Genomic DNA, 18,264 nt, shown 5'->3' with positions numbered 1-18,264 from the left:
CATTACAGGAAGGAGACCGGGTCAATATCCACGTCCACACGCACGCCTTTGCCGGGTTTGACCATGCTCAGCCAGCGGCGGAGGATGGGCTGCACCGCAATGCTGCGGACAGTACGTAGCAGAATACGGCGGCGGTGGCGGTTGCGTAGAACGGCAATGGGGGCAGGGGCGGGGCCAAGCACTTGTATGCCCTCTCCATACGGCGCTTTACGGCCAAGTTCGGCGGCCGTTGCATCGGCTTCCCTGGCATCTTCCGCGCTGATGATCAGGGCCGCCAGCCGACCATAAGGCGGCCAGAAGCCGGGGCGGCGTTGAGCGGCTTCCTGCGCCATGAAGGCATCAAAATCCCCAGACAGAAGCGCCTGCATGACCGGGTGTTCCGGCGTGTAACTTTGCAACAGCACGCGCCCCGGTGTGCTGGCGCGCCCTGCTCGACCTGCCACCTGATGCAGAAGCTGGATGGTGCGCTCGCCAGCGCGTAAATCTCCGCCTCCAAGGCCAAGATCAGCATCCACAATGCCAACCAGAGTCAGATGTGGAAAATGCCAGCCCTTGGCGACAATCTGCGTGCCGATAACAAGATCAACCTCCCGACGGGAGATTTTGGCGACAGCTTCCGCCGTAGCGGCAGGGCCGCCGAGCGTATCGCTCGCCATCACCAGAATACGGGCATCGGGAAACAGATTTCTGGCTTCTTCCGTAATGCGTTCAATGCCGGGGCCAATGGCGGTCAGACTGTTCTCCGCCCCACAGGTGGGGCAGGTGGGGGGCATGGGCTCGGTGTGATCGCAATAATGGCAGGAGAGCAGTTTTTTGGCCCGGTGTTCCACCAGCCATGCGGTGCAATGGGGGCATTCCATACGGTGCCCGCAGGCGCGGCAGAGGGTGAGCGGCGCATACCCCCGGCGATTGAGGAACAGCATGGCCTGTTCCTGCCGCTCAAAGGTGGCGGTCATTTCTTCTGTCAGGGCGGGGGAGAGAAACAGCCCGCGTGGTGGCGGGTGGTCCCGCATGTCCAGAATCCGGGTTTCCGGCAGCGATGCTCCCCCATGGCGTGAGGGCAGAACAAGGTGGCGGTACCGGCCAGCTTCCACATTGGCCAGCGTTTCAAGGCTGGGGGTGGCAGACACCAGCATGATGGGAAAACCGGAAAGCCGCGCGCGTACCACGGCCATATCCCGCGCGTTGTAGATCACCCCTTCTTCCTGTTTGAAGAGGGATTCGTGTTCTTCATCCACAATAATCAGGCCGAGTTTTTCAAACGGCAGAAAGAGGGCGGAGCGTGCGCCAACCACCACCGTGGCGCTGCCATCCGCTGCTGCGTGCCATGTCAGCCGCCGGGCGCGCTGCCCAATTTCAGAATGCCAGATGGCGGGCTGGGTGCCAAAACGGCGGGTAAAGCGCTGCATCCATTGGGCGGAAAGCGCAATTTCAGGCAGAAGCACCAGTGCCTGTTTGCCCTGTTCAAGGCAGGCGGCAATGGCTTCCAGATAGATTTCCGTCTTGCCGGAACCCGTTACCCCTTCCAGCAACGTGACGGAGAAGCCGCCTTCCTGCACGGTCTGGCGCAGGGCGGCGGTTGCGGTTGCCTGCTCCCCTTCCAGCACGGGTGGTTTGTGGTGCGGGTCCGGCGCATCAAACGGGCGTTCCGGGCCAAGTTTGACGGCTTTCAGGGCTCCAGCATCGGCCAGCCCCTTCACCACGCCCGGCCCCACGGCGGCAGCATTTGCAATATCCGTGGTGGTGCGGGCCGTGCCGTCCTGCAGCAGGGTCAGCACTTTTTGCCGGGCGGGGGTTATGCGCAGAGTTTCTGGCAAAGGGGAGGCGGCCAGCCAGCCAGTGCTTGGGGTGGGCACGCCCCGCATATGCAGCCGCAAGGTCATGGCCAGCACCATGCCGGGGGGTGAGAGCGTATAGGCCGCTACCCAGTCAATAAAATGCCGGAGTTCAGCAGAAAGAGGCGGCAGGTCCAGCAGTTCAGCCACCGGGCGCAGGCGCGCCGCTTCTACCGTGCGTTGTGGCGGGGGGGCAAAATCTGCGGGTAGGGCGGGGACTGATTCCCACACCACGCCTGTCTCGCGCCTGCGGCCCAGCGGCACCCCCACAATGTCTCCCGGTTTCAGCGCCATCTCGGCCGGGGCGGCGTAATCAAAGGGGCCGGGAAACGGCATGGGCAGCAGAACAGACACCCTTTGCCGCTGCCGCGCCGGGGTGGTCGGGCTGTCCGGCTCAGGCAGAAGGGAGGAGAAGGAAGCTGGCACCATGTGTTCCTGTTTAAGCGGCTGTGCGGCCAAAGAACAGTGCTTGCGTGAGAAGAAAAACTCTGACCAAGTAAGGCGTTGTTTCAGGTGCGGCCAGACCGTTCAGAGGCGTAAGGAGGAAGCATGACTGCGGAAGAGGCCGTCCAGACTTTTCTGGCGTGGATGACCACGGAAAGGCGCGCTTCACCGCTGACTGTTGAAGCCTATCGGGCTGATCTGGCCCGTTTTTTGGGGTTCATGGCCGAGCACCTGAACGGCCTGCCTGATATGGCGGGGCTGGCCAAAATAAGCCTGCGGGATATGCGGGCCTGGCTTGCGCATGAACAGGCAAAGGCCGCCAGTGCCACGGTGCGCAAGAGCACGCCAGACCGCGCGGCGCGCACACGCTCGCGCCGGGTTTCGGCTGTAAGGTCTTTCTTTCGCTATCTGGCGCGGCGGCATGGGGTGGAAAACCCGGCAGTTGGTTTGCTGGCCACGCCGCGCACCAAAAAGCCGTTGCCTCGGCCCCTGAGTGTGCAGGATGCCAAAGCCGTGCCGGAAGATATTGCGGCTCTTGCCCATACGGATATGGCGCAGCAACGGGATGGGGCACTCTTCCTGCTGCTGTATGGGTGTGGGTTGCGTATTTCAGAAGCGCTGAACCTGAATGTGGGTGATCTGGGTGTGATGACATCCAGCGGCGTGTTGCGCATCAAGGGGAAGGGTAACAAGGAACGGCTGGTGCCTGTGTTGCCGCAGGTGCAGCAGGCGCTGGAGCATTGGCTGAAACATCATCCGTCTCCTTTGGCGGGGGAGCCGCTTTTCCCCGGCGTGCGCGGGGGGCGGCTGCAACCCGGCGTGGCGCAGAAGGCCATGCGGGAATGGCGTGGGCTGGCTGGCCTGCCAGACCATGTTACGCCCCATGCGCTCCGCCATTCCTTCGCCACGCATTTGATGGAAGGCGGGGCGGATCTGCGTGTGATTCAGGAATTGCTCGGCCATGCCAGCCTTTCCACCACACAGCGCTATACATTGGCTGATGAGGCGCGATTGCTGGATGTCTGGAGCCGTGCTCACCCTCGGGCCGGTTCCGGCGTTCAGGGTGAAACGCGCTCTGCAACGGCTTCTGCACCGCGCTCCGAACCAGTTTTGGAAAAAGAAGGACCCCACACCTCATGACACCCGCCTACCGCGCCCCGTGGTCAGAGATTGATCCCTACAAACATGGCTATCTGGATACAGGTGAGGGCCACCAGATTTACTGGGAGGAATGTGGTAACCCGGATGGCGTTCCGGTGGTTTTCCTGCATGGGGGGCCGGGGGGCGGCTGCAATGCGGCTCAACGGCGGCTGTTTGATCCTTCCCTGTATCGCATTGTGCTGTTTGACCAGCGTGGCTGTGGGCGGTCCCGCCCGCATGCGTGTTTGGAGAACAACACCACGTGGCATCTGGTGGCGGATATTGAACGCTTGCGTGAACAGTGTGGTGTGGAGAAATGGGCTGTTTTTGGTGGCTCGTGGGGGTCCACTCTGGCGCTGGCCTATGCACAGACGCATCCGGACCGTGTTCAGGCCCTGATGTTGCGGGGCATTTTCACGCTCCGCCGGGCGGAGCTGCTCTGGTATTATCAGGAAGGTGCATCCTGGATTTTTCCAGACAAATGGGCAGACTTTCTCGCCCCAATACCGGTAGCCGAGCGCGGTGATCTGATGGCGGCTTATCGCAAACGTCTGACATCGGGCGATGTGGCGGAACAGCACAAGGCTGCCGTGGCGTGGAGCCTTTGGGAAGGCCGGACTCTCACCCTTCTTCCTGCCCCAGCAATTGAACAGCAGCACGAAGAGGCCGATTACGCTTTGGCGTTCTCGCGCATTGAAAACCATTATTTCGTGCATGGCGGTTGGCTGGAAGAAGGCCAGTTGATTCGGAATGTGGACCGTATCCGGCATATCCCTACCGTGATTGTGCAGGGGCGGTATGATATGGCCACCCCGGTCCGCACGGCATGGGACCTGCATGACGCATGGCCGGAAGCGGAGTTTCATCTGATTGATGCCGCAGGCCACGCCTTGTTTGAACCCGGTATCCTGACGGCATTGTTGAATGCCACGGACCGCTTCGCGCGGGAACTGGCCTGAGCCATGACGCACGTATGCTCCTTTCCCCGCCATCTGGCTTTTGCATCTTCCATGGCATTGATGGCCGTGGTGAGTGCTTTTGCGCCGCAGCCAGCCAGCGGGGCAGAAGGGGCGTGCAAGCATGAGCGCGTGGCACGTTTGCCCTTGCGGAATGATGCCGGTTTTCTGAATGCGCCGGTGGAGATCAACGGCCATCCCGCAAGCATGATTGTGGATACCGGGTCTGAGGGAAGTCTGATTTCGCCTGAAGGGGCGGACCAGTTCGGTCTTTCGCTTGATCCTTCCGTGCATACGGTGGTGCGCGGCACGGGGGGGCTAGGCCGTCTGGTGCCAAACGTGATTGTGCAGAGCTTCAAAATGGGCGGTCTGGAGACGGGGCCGCTGTCTATCCCTGTTGGATATCTACCCGGAAAGCCACAGACCCAGCCCCCAATAGAAGGGTTGGTGGGGGGAGATCTGCTCTCCCGCTATGATGTGGAATTTGATGTGGCCGGTGGTTGGCTGACGTTCTGGGACACCAGCAAAACATCAGCTGTGTGTGCCGGGCCGCAGGATTGGCATGTGATCTACCGCGCCTTGCCCATGCAGTTTGACGGACGGCGCGTGACCATTCAGGTGGAACTGGATGGAAAGCCGTTGAAAGCGTTGGTGGATAGCGGCGCACGTTCGCGCATTGTCTCAGAGGCCGTTGTGGCTCGTCTGGGGGGGACGTCCACCATGCTGGAGGCTGATCCCGGTGGAATTACCAGCGGTGTGGATGGGCACCGGCAGGTGTATCACTGGCACAAATTTCGGTCATTGAAATACGGGCTTGAAGAAGAAAAAGCCCCGGTTCTGACCGTGGCCCCCATTCAGGATTCCGTGGATATGCTGCTTGGATCAGACTGGTTTGCGGCGCACAAAGTCTGGATTTCTTACCGGACCGGCAAGCTGTACGTCATGCCGTCTCTCAAACGGTAGGAGCACGCCCCCCGTTTTTTTCGCAACACGGGGAACGGTTATCTTGAAGAGGCCGGAACATCCCGCAGGCGTTCCGGCAGAGTATTTTAGCCGCCCTTCAGGCGTGTGTTGCACTGGCTGTAGTAGCCACCACCCTTCTGAATCCATTTGAGGGACCCGTTGCCACCGCTGGTCTTGTTGGCGTTATACTGGTCTAGACAGGTCTTCATTCGGCCTTTGCCTGCGCTCAGGTTGGCGTATTGAGAGGCAACGGCGGACGGAAAGATCACGCCGCTTGAACTGACGGGAGTCGTGGCAGGCTTGGCAGCTTCCGTAGGCGTGGTGCCGGTGGTGGCTGCGGGTGCTGTGGCCGGTGCGGTTTCCTTGGGGGCGGATGCAGTTGGCGCTGTGGTGGCGGCACCTGCAGGCGCATCACAGGTGGCGGCCTTGAATTCCTTGTAGCTCTTGCCGTTCAGGGTGCCAGCAGTCCGTGCTGCGGCAAAACTCTGGTGGCACTCTTTTGCAGTCAGAGCGTGAGCTGCGGGGGCGGAAAGTGCGGTGGCGCAGCTCAAGGCCAGTGCGGCCAGCGTAATGCGGGCAGAAGATGTCATGCTGACAAAACCTCATCCAAAGCCAGGGTTGGAAATACGGCCCCATGCCGTCACGCCCTGAATTATCAGCAGCATATGATGAAGTTGTGTGTTTGGAAACGACCGTCTTGTTCTGGAAGCAAAATCAGCCCCAGACATGAAAAACCCCTCCCTGCGGTTGGCGCGGGGAGGGGTTCAGAATTGAAAGAGGGCAGACGGAACTTAGTTGATCCGTTCCCCATGCAGGGACATGTCCAGCCCTTCCAGTTCCTGATCGGCCGTGACACGCAGGCCCATGGTCATGTCGATCACCTTCAGCAGAATGAAAGAAACCGCCCCACACCACAGAATGGTGACAATCACAGCTTCACTCTGCACCACAAGCTGGTGGAGAGAACCCACAATGCCCGTGGGGTTGGCATCTGTTGCAGAAAGCGGACCATAGGCGAAAACGCCTGTCAGCAATGCGCCCACAATCCCGCCCACGCCGTGCACGCCAAAGGCGTCCAGACTGTCATCATAGCCCAGCAGGTGTTTGAGGGAGGTCGCGCTCCAGAAGCAGACAACGCCGGTAATCAGGCCGATAATCAATGCGTTGCCGGGCAGCACGAAGCCCGCAGCGGGTGTAATGGCAACAAGCCCACCCACAGCGCCGGAGATCACACCCAGCACGGTCGGTTTGCCGGTGCGCAGCCATTCAGCCAGCATCCATGCAACCCCAGCCCCTGCTGCGGCAATCTGGGTGGTGGCCATGGCCATGCCCGCACGACCATTTGCACCAACGGCAGACCCCGCATTGAACCCGAACCAGCCAACCCACAGCAGGGAGGCCCCGATAATGGCGTAGGTCAGGTTGAAGGGGGAGAGATCATCCTGCCCGTACCCTTTCCGGCGGCCCAGCATAAGTGCGCAGACCAACCCGGCAATACCGGCATTGATATGCACCACAGTGCCGCCAGCAAAGTCTGCTGTGCCAAGGCCAGCCAGCCAGCCGATCGGGCTCCATACCCAATGGGCGATGGGCGCATACACAACCAGAGACCAGATGATGGAGAACACGCACATGGCGCTGAACTTCATGCGTTCCGCATACGCGCCGGAGATCAGTGCTGGGGTAATGATGGCAAATGTCATCTGGAACATCATGAAGATGCTCTCAGGGATGGTCATGGTCGTGGCGTTAGGAGAATCCGCTCCCAGCGTGAAGGCGATATCCGAACCATTATGAATATGGGCGCCAAGACCATTCAGAAACATGCGGGAGAGCCCGCCAATCCATGGGGAGCCGGTGGTGAAGGCAAGGGAATATCCGGCCACCATCCAGACAATGGACATGATGCAGCACAGCGCGAAGGACTGCATGAGCGTTGCCAGCACGTTTTTCTTGCGCACCATGCCCGCGTAGAACAGCGCCAGACCGGGAATGGTCATCATCAACACCAGTGCGGTGCTGATCAGCATCCATGCGGTATCACCCGTATCAATGGCAGGCCCAGCATCCGCTGCATGGGCAAAACCGGAGGGAAGAAGCAGAATACCACCCACCAAAGCGGAAATAACTGCCTGCCTGTTCAAACCGCCTGAAACAGGCGAAACCGTAAAGGACCGCGAGGCCATGGAGTCTTGTTCTCCCTGTAATGCTGTGCGGGGACAGCAAAGGCAAAAATGGTAACCTTGGATTGATACCTTATTTCTTTTGGGATCGTAACCTATTCGGTTCTTTCAGTAAACATGGAGAAGGTGCACGATCTGCCCAAGAACAGGCGGTGTTTATAGCTGGAAAATGAAAATGGACTCTTATAATAATTCTGAATGCTTTTATTTTATAAAATAGAAATTATTCAAATATTTATCGGTTTTCCGAGTATTTACATTTAGCTAATAATTTTTGTATGCTCCAGGCAACAGTGTAGAATGACGTAGCCCCGTCTCGTGGAGCCAAGATGCCGAAGATATATGATTGCTTTCCATTTTTCAACGAACTGGAAATGCTGGAAATCAGATTGAAGCTGATGGATCCGGTTGTTGATTATTTTGTTATCTGCGAATCAAACCGTACATTCACCAATCATGAAAAGCCCCGTTATTTTTTTGAGAACAAGGAAAGATTTCTTCCGTGGCGGGAAAAGATCATCTACGTGCAGATAGATGATTTTCCTGAAACGCATGACCCTTTTCAGCGCGAATATTACCAGAGAAACGCGTTATTGCGTGTCGCAGCTCAGGCTGATGATGATGACATGTTCATTATTGCGGACGTTGATGAATTGGTCAGGCCCAAAACTATTCTTGAAGCATCCAATTTTGACGGGTTTGTTACGTTCAACATGCCTATGTTTCAATTCTACATGAACTTGAAACAGTCCGATAATGGCTGGAGCGCCTGTTACGCCACACGCAAGAAATATCTGGTTGGGTTTGAGAATTTATCCACGGCCCGATGGGACCGCACTAAGATAGCGGCTGATTTGGGGCTCAAAGGGAAAATGCTTGATCTGCATAATTCTGGTTGGCACTTCACACACTTGGGCGGAATTGAGCGGTTAAAATATAAATTTGAATCATATTCTCACGCGCATGATCTGTGGCCATCAGCAATGCGCAAGGGAGATGCTTTGAAAAACCATATTATTTCCGGTGGTGTTGTTGGGAATTTCAAGGAAACGTGCCGCTTTGTGCCTATTTCCTATCCTGAATACCCTTTGATTATTAACGACAATCAAACCTATTATAAAGAACTTGGGTTTATTAAGGATATTTATGAAGCCATGGCGGAATTGCAGGGGTTATATAAAAACGTCTGTCAGCAATATGCTCGCCTTGTGAAACATGAGAACACGCCGCAGGAAGTGCTTTCATGGGTGACCCCGCAGGAATACGCACATTTGTCAGATATCACGCTGTAAAAATAAGGATGGAGACAGCGGGAGTGGGAAAGGCGCTTTTGGGAGATGGTCCCGCTGCTTTCTGTTGGCGTGTTGTTGAGGGGAACACCGCAACCTCTACCGGAAAAAAGCAGTCCCTGAGGCTTTAAGTGCTTGAGTCCATGCCCCAGAAAATGGCGCCGGGACTTGGGAGAACGAAGTGAGCGAAGTTGAGAGAGTATGCTCTGCCGGGAAATCTTGGATGTCTGATTTGAGAATTTATGTTGCAACGCACAAACCGTTCAAAGCACCGGTTGACACGCTTTATACGCCTATACAGGTAGGAGCCGCGCTGACAACGGAAAATTTGAGGTATTGTCGTGATGATTCAGGAGACAATATTTCTTATTTGAATAAGAATTTCTGTGAATTGACGGCACTTTACTGGATCTGGAAAAATACACATCATGCCATTACCGGATTGGTGCATTACAGGCGCTATTTTGGGCAGCGCTGGCATTGGACGGATCAGTTCTGGAATGAAGAGAGATCAGAGGCTGTAACGGGACCCAGAATCGCCAGTCGTGACGATTTTGCCGAGTTCAGTGATGGGGTGGACCTTATTGCTGCCTACCCCAATCATATCAGTGTGTCTTTGCTGGAAGACTATGCGGTGATGCATGGGGCTTGGGACATGTATCTGGTCAGGGAAGTTATTGCCCAAGAGGCACCCCAGTATCTCTCGGCATTTGACTTTGTCATGAATGGAAAAGCGTTGTCTCTCTGCAATATGGTGGTGGCAAGGAAAGAGGTGCTGGATCGTTATTGCGCGTGGCTCTTTCCCATTTTGTTCAAATTGCAGAAAATGCCCTTCTACAAAGCCTATGATGACTACCAGAAACGCGCTTTTGGTTTTATTTCAGAACGCCTTCTCAATGTCTGGATTTGCTACAATAGAGGAACAGTCTGCGTGGCCTCCAGGGAAATCGTTGGTATTTCGTAAATTATAAGGCGTCATTTCCCGTCTCGCGGGTTCTGATACGGATCACCCGTTCCAGTTCGCTCACAAAAATCTTGCCATCGCCAATCTTGCCGGTGTGGGCGGCGTCCAGCACGGCTTCAATTACCTGATCGACCAGTGTGTCGGATACGGCAATTTCCACTTTGATCTTGGGCAGGAAGCTGATGCGGTATTCTGCGCCGCGGTAGATTTCTGTCTGGCCTTTCTGGCGGCCAAAACCTTTGACTTCAGAGACAGTAAGGCCCTGAATACCAAGCGGGGCCAGAGCTTCACGAACATCATCAAGCTTGAAGGGCTTTATAATCGCGGTCACCAGCTTCATCTGGCCTGTGTTCCTTCTGGCTCCAGACATAAGGTGTCCTGTAAGGCAGGAGGCCTTATGAGTGTTAAATTCATTACGGAGGCAACATGCCAGATTTTTCCAGCGTTGACGAGCCTCCGTCTTTGGCCTTTCTGCGGGGGTAGGGTAGAAGAGAGACCTCCAGAACCTCGGGCCTGTTTTACGCCCGGGGTATGTGCATAAGGAATGAAGACCATGGTTGCCTCCACTGTTCATGACACCACGCCCGCAGGCCAGACGCTGCCGGATGTTGATGTCTGCATTGTTGGCGCTGGGCCGGTTGGGGCAACGCTGGCGTGCCGGCTTGCCAAGGAAGGGATCACGGTCGCCATTATTGACCGTGCCGACCTTCCGCCCATGGAACACCCCGATTTTGATGGGCGCGCCTACGCCATCGCCGCTGGCCCCAAGAAGCTGCTGGAAGAAGCAGGTGTGTGGGAGGTTCTGCCGCTGGAGTCCTGCCCCATTGAGGATATTCTGGTAACGGACGGTCGGCCGGGCGAACCAGCGTCCTCCCTGTTTCTGGAATTTACGCGGGACGATGCCTCCCAGCCGTTTGGCTGGATGGTGGAGGCACGGGCGCTCCGTGTGGCTCTGAATGAAACCTTGCACACTCAGCCCAACCTGACGGTTCTGGCCCCGGCAGAAGCGACTGTGGAACGGCAGGCTGATGGCGCGACGGTGCGGCTGCACGATGGCCGGACCTTCCGCGCTTCTGTCGTCGTCGCGGCGGATGGCCGGAAAAGCCGCCTGCGTTCGCAAGCTGGTATTCCATTGACCAAACTGTCCTACGGGCAGACGGCCATTGTCTGCGCCATTGCGCATGAATTCCCGCATGATAACGGCGCGTTGGAACATTTTCTGCCCGCAGGCCCCTTTGCCCAACTGCCCATGACCGGAACAGAGAGCCACCCCTATCTGTCCGCTATTGTGTGGAGTGATAAGGATGGCGTAGCCGAACGGTTTGCCGCTCTGCCGGATGAGGTGTTTGCCCGCGAGATCGAACGCCGTATGGGGAACACCCGGCTGGGCAAGGTGACGCCGGTGGGGCGGCGCTGGACCTATCCGCTTTCTGCTCAATATGCGCAGCGTTACACGGATACGCGCCTGCTGCTTGTTGGGGATGCCGCCCATGGCATTCACCCTATTGCAGGGCAGGGGCTTAATCTGGGGTTTCGGGATATTATCGCGCTGAGTGACATTATGATTACTGCGCACGCAAAGGGCGAGGATCTGGGTGGCTCGGCGTTGCTGGCGCGGTATCAGGCGCGATGTCGGCCCGCCAATATGCTGATGCTTGCGGCAACAGATACTCTTGATAGACTGTTCAGCAACAACAATCCCGTTATTCGTCTGGCGCGTGATCTGGGTATTGCAGGCGTCAACCGCTTTCCCAAGCTGCGCAAGGCTTTTGTGCGCCACGCCATGGGGATGTGATCGTTTCTCATTCTGGAGAGAACTCACCGATGAACAAGGTGCATTCCAATTCTGTTCTATCCAGTCATTTTGATGAGGCCAGCATGGCGTGCGGCCCTCAACTGGAAGTCCTGTGGCAACAGATGATCGCCCAGGCGTGTGTCTGCAATGACCCTCTGGTGCGCGGCCTGCTGGCCACGGGTATCCGCAGCCACTCCGATTTTGCCTCCGCACTGGCTGCCCTGTTGGGGCGCAAGCTGGGGGATCGCTCCGTTGCGGCAGATGCGCTCTCTGAACTGGTGATGGAAGGGCTGGACGCGCAGCCCGAGATTGTGTGTGCTGCCGCAGCCGATATGGTGGCTATTCGGGAACGTGATCCTGCCTGCCCGGATTATGTTACGCCGTTCCTGTTCTTCAAAGGGTTTCATGCCGTGCAGAGCTATCGCATTGCGCACTGGCTCTGGCATGAGGGCAGGCGGCATCTGGCGTTGCATCTGCAAAGCCGCGCCTCCGAACTGTTTGGCGTGGATATTCACCCGGCAGCCCGTCTGGGCAGACGGATATTGTTTGATCACGGCACAGGCATTGTGGTGGGTGAAACCTGCATTATCGAGGATGACGTTTCCCTGTTGCAGGAAGTTACCCTAGGCGGAACCGGCAAACACAGCGGTGACCGACACCCCAAGGTGCGCCGTGGTGTCTTGATTGGTGCCGGGGCGAAGGTGCTGGGCAATATTGAAATTGGGGAAGGTGCGAAAATTGGGGCGGGGTCCATTGTGCTGGAATCCGTGCCGCCCTTTACCACTGTGGTTGGTAACCCGGCCCGCAAGGTGGGAACGCGTCATTCCGGCATGCCTGCCCTGACCATGGACCAGATGCTACCGCCGATTGACTATATTATCTGAGCGGCTTGCAGTCTAAGGCCCCCCGCAATCTCCGCGCCTAAGAGAAAATAGGAAGTGGAAGCAGAGTGTGTTTTTCACACGCACTCTGCTTCCACGCCGAACAACGGGCTTTCTCATCCTGATGGGACAAAGAAACGAGAGACGTTTCTCTCACCAGCGTGGGTAAACGTTCGCCCTAAAGGCTTCTTGTTTGTTGTCCCCCGGTTTTTCTTTTGTCCGATGCTCTTCAAAGGCCCGTTCTAGCCCCAAAAATCCCTTGCGTTGCTTGGGACTGCACCTTTTGAATAGCCTCCCAGCCTCCCAGCCTCCCAGCCTCCCAGCCTCCCAGCCTCCCAGCCTCCCAGCCTCCCAGCCTCCCAGCCTCCCAGCCTCCCAGCCTCCGGTCTGGGGAGGGGGCAATCACTTTCTAAAGCCCCTTAAAAAAGCAAGTGAGCGGGACGGCGACGGGAGGCTATGGCTTTCTCGGGACGTAGGCGAGGATTCAGGAGAGCACTTCCATTCTGTTCACATCGACCATCCCGAAATCCGTGATTTTCAGGTGGGGAATAACGGGCAGCGGTAGGAAGGCCAGTTGCAGGAAGGGTTCTTCCAGCGTGCAGCCGAGGGTGCGGGCAGCGGCCCGGAGCGTGATAAGCTGGTCACGTACGGTCTCGAACGGTGCATCGCTCATCAGGCCAGCCACGGGCAGGGGCATGTCCGCCAGAACCTTACCGTGCTGCACAACAACAAAGCCTCCGCCCAGCTTTTCCAGATGGTTCACAGCCTCTGCCATGTCAGCCGGGTCCATGCCCACTACGCAGATATTGTGACTGTCATGCCCCACGGAGGAGGCAATGGCCCCACTGGTCAGACCAAAGCCCTTCACAAAGCCCCGACCTATGTTGTCGTTATGCCCGTGGCGCGCCACCACACAGACAGCGGCAATATCCTGCGTGACATCTGGCAGCACCACGCTCTCCTCGGTAGGCAGATCGGCCTTGAGGAAAGGCGTTATGATCTGGCCCGGTATCAGGCCAATAACGGGGCGTTCTGTTCCATCACCATGCACAAGCATATCAACGGCAGTCACGGGGGCAGGGAGTTGCACGCTGCCAATACCTGTTGCGGGGAGGATATCCCGTGTTTCAAACAGGGCATCATTTACCAGTCTGCCCGCGCTGATCACGTCTGAAACACGGCATTCGCGCAGGTCATCCAGCAGGACAATATCCGCGCGGCGGCCGGGGGCGATCAGCCCTCTGTCCCGCAGGCCAAAAGCCTGTGCCGCGCTGAGTGTGGCACAGCGATAGGCGGCCAGAGGCTCCACGCCCAGAGAGATAGCAAGCCGGATGAGGTAATCCAGATGGCCCTCATGGGCGATTTCAAGCGGGTTACGGTCATCCGTGCAGAACGCGAAGAACTGTGCCGTCTGTGGTGTGAGCAAAGGCACAAGGGCTCTGAGATCCTTGCAGACGGAGCCTTCGCGGATCAGCACCATCATGCCTTTACGGATTTTCTCCAAGGCTTCTTCGGCTGTGGTGGCTTCATGATCGGTGGTGATGCCAGCCGCCAGATAGCCATTCAGCTTGCGGCCCCGCATAAGGGGCGCATGTCCATCAATATGGCAGCCTTCAAAGGCTTCCAGCTTTTCTATGCACTCCGGGTCACAGTTCAGAACCCCCGGAATGTTCATGAATTCCGCCAGGCCGATCACCTTGGGGTGTGTGCGGTAAGGGGCAAGGTCTGCGGCCCGAAGGCATGCGCCGGAGGTTTCCAGCGCCGTAGAAGGCACACAACTGGAGAGATTGACCCGTAGATCCATGATGGTGCGGGTCGCGGCTTCCGTGAAGTAGTCCAGCGCTGCCCGCCCCAGGACGTTCGCCATTTCGTGCGGGTCGCAAATGGCGGTGGTTACACCATGGGGTAGAACGCAGCGGTCAAATTCAAAAGGCGTGATCAGCGAGGATTCAACGTGCAGGTGCGTATCAATGAAGCCCGGTACGGCAATACGGTTCCGGCCTTCAATAACGCGCTTGCCCTCGTACGTGTCCAGCGTGCCGACAATTCTGTCCCCACACAGGGCGATATCCGTGGGAATAAGCTCTCCGGTCACCAGATCAAACAGCCGGACATTCTTGATGACCGTATCCGCTATTTCAGTTCCGCAACCTTGTGCAATGCGGTTGGAAAGTGTGCTGCCTGTCATGCCTGTTTCATTTCCCCCGTAAAGCAGGAGGCTGGCTGAGGCCTCAGTCTCCAAAAATCCTCATCAGCCCCGATCCGTTATTGTTCCTGATACGGGTGGGGAAGGCAAATGCTGTTTCTTTAAAAGAAAAAGGCGAGGGCAACCAAAGTTGCCACTCGCCTTTCAGGCTTTCCGCCCGTTTCGGAACGCAGCCGGAGCCGCCGTCCAAAACGGTAAGGAAAAAGGACCTTAGAAGTCCATACCGCCCATGCCGCCCATGTCAGGGCCGCCAGCCGGAGCCGCTTTCTTTTCCGGGCGTTCTGCCACCATAGCTTCGGTGGTGATCAGCAGACCGGCAACAGAAGCTGCATCCTGCAGAGCCGTGCGAACAACCTTGGTCGGGTCGATAATACCGGCATCAACCAGGTTCTTGTATTCGCCAGCCTGTGCATCGAACCCGAAAGCGTATTCTTTGGATTCAAGCACCTTGTTGGCGATAACCGCACCATCTTCACCAGCGTTGTGAGCGATCTGGCGCAGCGGAGCCTGCAGAGCCTTGCGGATGATGTCACCACCAACGCGCTGATCGTCATTGTGGTAGTGCAGGTGAGACAGGTTGGCAGAAGCGCGAGCCAGAGCCGTGCCACCACCAGGAACAATGCCTTCTTCCACTGCAGCGCGGGTTGCGTGCAGGGCGTCATCAACGCGGTCCTTGCGTTCCTTGACTTCCACTTCCGTGGAGCCACCAACGCGGATCACGGCAACACCGCCAGCCAGCTTGGCCAGACGTTCCTGCAGCTTTTCACGGTCGTAGTCAGAGGTGGTTTCCTCGATCTGCGCACGGATCTGCTTGCAACGGCCCTTGATGTCGTCAGACTTGCCAGCACCATCAACAATGGTGGTGTTTTCCTTGTCGATACGCACCTTCTTGGCGGTGCCCAGCATCGGCAGGGTAACGGTTTCCAGCTTGATGCCCAGATCTTCGCTGATCACCTGGCCACCGGTCAGGATAGCGATATCTTCCAGCATGGCTTTACGACGGTCACCAAAGCCAGGAGCCTTGACAGCAGCAATTTTCAGGCCACCGCGCAGCTTGTTGACAACCAGGGTTGCCAGCGCTTCACCATCAACGTCTTCTGCAATGATCAGCAGCGGACGGCCAGACTGCACAACGGCTTCAAGCAGCGGCAGCATCGGCTGAAGAGAAGACAGCTTCTTTTCATGGATCAGGATGTAGGGGTTTTCCAGATCAGCCGTCATCTTCTCCGTGTTCGTCACGAAGTAGGGAGAGATGTAGCCGCGGTCGAACTGCATGCCTTCAACCACGTCCAGTTCTGTCTGGAAGTGCTTGGCTTCTTCAACCGTGATCACGCCTTCGGAGCCAACTTTCTGCATGGCTTCGGAGATCATCTGACCGATTTCAGATTCACCGTTAGCGGAGATCGTGCCAACCTGGGCTGTTTCAGCCGGGGTGGTGATCTTCTTGGTGTTCTTTTTCAGTTCTTCAACAACCGCAGCAACGGCCTTGTCGATACCGCGCTTGAGGTCCATAGGGTTCATGCCAGCGGCAACGGCCTTGTGGCCTTCACGCACAATGGCCTGAGCCAGAACGGTTGCAGTGGTCGTGCCGTCACCAGCGATATCGTTGGTTTTGGAAGCCACTTCGCGCAGCATCTGTGCGCCCATGTTTTCGAACTTGTCAGCAAGTTCGATTTCCTTGGCGACGGACACACCGTCCTTCGTGATGCGGGGAGCGCCGAAGCTCTTGTCCAGCACAACGTTACGGCCTTTGGGACCGAGCGTGACCTTAACAGCGTCTGCAAGGATGTCGACACCGCGCAGCATACGCTGGCGTGCGTCACCACCAAACTTTACGTCTTTGGCAGCCATTGAAATTCTCCTGTGAGGATCAGTTAAATATTGAAAAGCGGATCAGGGCGTCACTCAGGCGGAAATAATGCCCAGAATGTCGCTTTCTTTCATGATCAGCAGCTCTTCACCGTCGATCTTCACTTCTGTGCCGGACCATTTACCGAACAGGATCTTGTCGCCAGCCTTGACATCAAGCGCTACGATCTGCCCCTGCTCATTACGGGCACCCGGACCAACTGCGACCACTTTGCCTTCCATCGGCTTTTCTTTGGCCGTGTCAGGGATAATAATGCCGCCAACTGTCTTCTCTTCGCTTTCGAGACGACGGACGACTACTCGGTCGTGTAAAGGACGAAACTTCGTCATTATGGATCGCTCCACATTCATTTTTGCTGCGGTGGCGCCCTTGTCTGGAAGCGACACCACCTGCTTTTACCGCGCGTAACGAACGCCGCGTTGCGTTAGCACTCCCACCCCGGGAGTGCCAGAACAGGAGATAGGTTTGTCCTCCCCGAGAGTCAAGAAATGTGGAAAACTTTCTTCCAGTTTTAACACTTCACGCAAAAGGAGTCGCCGCCATGGGGCATGCAATCACACTACAGGCTGAGGACGGACACAGCTTTTCAGCCTATGAGGTAGGCGGAGCAGATCTGCCCTATGCGCTTGTTGTGGTGCAGGAAATTTTTGGCGTGAACGATCATATCCGCCATGTGTGTGATGATTTTGCGGCTCGCGGTTTTCATGTGATTTCGCCCGCTCTGTTTGATCGCGCCCAGCCGGGGACGGAACTGGGGTATGACAAGGCCGGAATTGATCAGGGCCTGGCTCTCCGTGCCCAGATTCCCCAGGAAAAAACCTTGTTGGATCTGCGGGCAAGTGCGGCGGCACTGGCGCATAAACGTGGCAGCGGTCGCAGCAAACCGGGCATTATCGGCTATTGTTGGGGCGGCACGCTGGCATGGCAGGCCGCAACCCATACGCATGATTTTGCAGCCGCTGTCTGTTGGTATGGTGGTGGTATTGCCGCCAGCCGCAACGAGACTCCGCATTGCCCGGTGGAAATGCATTTTGGCGGGCAGGATAGCAGTATTCCTCACATGGATGTGACCGCCATCAGGGAGGCGCAGCCGGGAATTGAAATTTTCGTGTATGACGAGGCAGGGCATGGCTTTGGCTGCGCGGAACGCTCGTCTTTCAACGCGGAGGCCTACCTTCTGGCGCAGCAGCGCAGTGTGGCGTTTCTGGAAGCGCATCTGAAGGGCTGAAACTGCCGGAATCGCGCATAGGCGGGGTATTTTGATTGACATTCCCGCCGCTTCATGAGCGGATAGAGGGGTCCTGTAGCCGGCATATGGTTGCCCGGCAGGAGACTATCAGGGAAAGTTACCCGCCTATGCCGACCGGTACAGTAAAATGGTTCAATGCCACCAAAGGCTTTGGCTTCATCGCTCCTGATGATGGAGGCAAAGACGTTTTTGTTCACATCACCGCTGTTCAGGCTGCTGGCCTGCGTGGTCTGAATGAGAATGAGAAGATTTCTTATGAACTCGTGACAGAGCGCGGCAAAGTGGCTGCTACAGAGCTCAAGCCTCTCTAAGGCTGCCTGCGGGGCGAGGGCGTTTACGCAACCTGCTCCGCACTCTCTGCAGAGACTGTCTGTTGGTTTCGCTAAAGCCATGCCAACTGACACCTGTGGCACGATCTGGCAAGAAAACGCTACGCGGTTATTCTTGGTGGTTCCTGTTTGTCTCTGCGACACATTTTGATTATTCCAA

The 18,264-nt window shown here is 57.0% G+C and carries 16 protein-coding genes; 9 read left to right on the top strand and 7 right to left on the bottom strand.

The genetic code is table 11. From position 1 onward, the window contains the following. Window positions 1–2: 2 nt before the first annotated feature. Window positions 3–2,264: a primosomal protein N' gene (locus QWU00_RS02880; RefSeq protein ID WP_035379561.1), complete on the bottom strand. Its 2,262-nt coding sequence runs from the start codon at window positions 2,262–2,264 to the stop codon at window positions 3–5. A gap of 120 nt (window positions 2,265–2,384) precedes the next feature. Between QWU00_RS02880 and QWU00_RS02875 the strand changes: the two genes are divergently transcribed. The 3 genes from QWU00_RS02875 to QWU00_RS02865 are packed head-to-tail and all read left to right on the top strand — an operon-like array spanning window position 2,385 to window position 5,338. Continuing rightward, a complete protein-coding gene (locus tag QWU00_RS02875) occupies window positions 2,385–3,419 on the top strand; it encodes a tyrosine recombinase XerC (RefSeq protein ID WP_035379563.1) in 1,035 nt (344 codons plus the stop codon). Continuing rightward, entirely contained in the window at window positions 3,416–4,378 is a 963-nt protein-coding gene (gene pip, locus QWU00_RS02870) for a prolyl aminopeptidase (protein ID WP_035379565.1), read from the top strand. Before QWU00_RS02875 ends, pip begins: the two co-directional genes overlap by 4 nt. Window positions 4,379–4,381: 3 nt before the next feature. Then, window positions 4,382–5,338 (top strand): aspartyl protease family protein, encoded by a 957-nt coding sequence (locus tag QWU00_RS02865; protein WP_187668669.1) that lies wholly within the window; start codon window positions 4,382–4,384, stop codon window positions 5,336–5,338. Window positions 5,339–5,424: 86 nt separating this feature from the next. On the opposite strand, the gene QWU00_RS02860 is transcribed toward QWU00_RS02865, so the two are convergent. Both QWU00_RS02860 and QWU00_RS02855 read right to left on the bottom strand, forming a co-directional pair. Then, on the bottom strand, window positions 5,425–5,928 hold the full coding sequence (locus QWU00_RS02860) for a hypothetical protein (protein WP_035379567.1): 504 nt from the start codon (window positions 5,926–5,928) through the stop codon (window positions 5,425–5,427). Window positions 5,929–6,129: 201 nt separating this feature from the next. After that, window positions 6,130–7,524: an ammonium transporter gene (locus tag QWU00_RS02855; RefSeq protein WP_052051296.1), complete on the bottom strand. Its 1,395-nt coding sequence runs from the start codon at window positions 7,522–7,524 to the stop codon at window positions 6,130–6,132. Window positions 7,525–7,850: 326 nt separating this feature from the next. On the opposite strand from QWU00_RS02855, the gene QWU00_RS02850 reads away from it, so the two are divergent. Further along, window positions 7,851–8,813, top strand: a complete 963-nt coding sequence (locus QWU00_RS02850) for a glycosyltransferase family 17 protein (RefSeq protein ID WP_081939028.1) — start codon at window positions 7,851–7,853, stop codon at window positions 8,811–8,813. Window positions 8,814–8,991: 178 nt separating this feature from the next. Continuing rightward, complete coding sequence (locus tag QWU00_RS02845; protein ID WP_304651022.1) at window positions 8,992–9,774, top strand: DUF4422 domain-containing protein; 783 nt, start codon at window positions 8,992–8,994, stop codon at window positions 9,772–9,774. Between the two features lies 1 nt (window position 9,775). On the opposite strand, the gene QWU00_RS02840 is transcribed toward QWU00_RS02845, so the two are convergent. Beyond that, window positions 9,776–10,114 (bottom strand): P-II family nitrogen regulator, encoded by a 339-nt coding sequence (locus QWU00_RS02840; protein ID WP_035379569.1) that lies wholly within the window; start codon window positions 10,112–10,114, stop codon window positions 9,776–9,778. A 213-nt stretch (window positions 10,115–10,327) separates the two neighbouring features. On the opposite strand from QWU00_RS02840, the gene QWU00_RS02835 reads away from it, so the two are divergent. Continuing rightward, a complete protein-coding gene (locus QWU00_RS02835) occupies window positions 10,328–11,569 on the top strand; it encodes a UbiH/UbiF/VisC/COQ6 family ubiquinone biosynthesis hydroxylase (protein WP_035379613.1) in 1,242 nt (413 codons plus the stop codon). An 83-nt stretch (window positions 11,570–11,652) separates the two neighbouring features. After that, window positions 11,653–12,453 (top strand): serine O-acetyltransferase, encoded by an 801-nt coding sequence (cysE, locus tag QWU00_RS02830; RefSeq protein ID WP_052051298.1) that lies wholly within the window; start codon window positions 11,653–11,655, stop codon window positions 12,451–12,453. Between the two features lie 481 nt (window positions 12,454–12,934). On the opposite strand, the gene ade is transcribed toward cysE, so the two are convergent. From ade to groES, 3 genes are all read right to left on the bottom strand, one after another. Next, window positions 12,935–14,638, bottom strand: a complete 1,704-nt coding sequence (gene ade, locus QWU00_RS02825) for an adenine deaminase (RefSeq protein ID WP_035379615.1) — start codon at window positions 14,636–14,638, stop codon at window positions 12,935–12,937. 228 nt (window positions 14,639–14,866) lie between these two features. Then, window positions 14,867–16,507 carry a chaperonin GroEL gene (groL, locus tag QWU00_RS02820; RefSeq protein ID WP_006557940.1) on the bottom strand — a complete coding sequence of 547 codons (1,641 nt, stop codon included), beginning with the start codon at window positions 16,505–16,507 and terminating at the stop codon, window positions 14,867–14,869. 54 nt (window positions 16,508–16,561) lie between these two features. Beyond that, window positions 16,562–16,855, bottom strand: coding sequence for a co-chaperone GroES (gene groES, locus QWU00_RS02815; protein ID WP_035379617.1), 294 nt, complete (start codon window positions 16,853–16,855; stop codon window positions 16,562–16,564). A gap of 212 nt (window positions 16,856–17,067) precedes the next feature. On the opposite strand from groES, the gene QWU00_RS02810 reads away from it, so the two are divergent. After that, window positions 17,068–17,754 (top strand): dienelactone hydrolase family protein, encoded by a 687-nt coding sequence (locus tag QWU00_RS02810; RefSeq protein WP_035379573.1) that lies wholly within the window; start codon window positions 17,068–17,070, stop codon window positions 17,752–17,754. A 128-nt stretch (window positions 17,755–17,882) separates the two neighbouring features. Beyond that, window positions 17,883–18,086: a cold-shock protein gene (locus QWU00_RS02805; RefSeq protein ID WP_006557943.1), complete on the top strand. Its 204-nt coding sequence runs from the start codon at window positions 17,883–17,885 to the stop codon at window positions 18,084–18,086. The last annotated feature ends 178 nt before the right edge of the window (window positions 18,087–18,264 follow it).

Source organism: Acetobacter tropicalis (genome assembly GCF_030644465.1).
Lineage (GTDB): Bacteria > Pseudomonadota > Alphaproteobacteria > Acetobacterales > Acetobacteraceae > Acetobacter > Acetobacter tropicalis.
The sequence above is the reverse complement of the archived record's forward strand: the minus strand, read 5'-3'. Positions and strand labels throughout refer to the sequence as shown.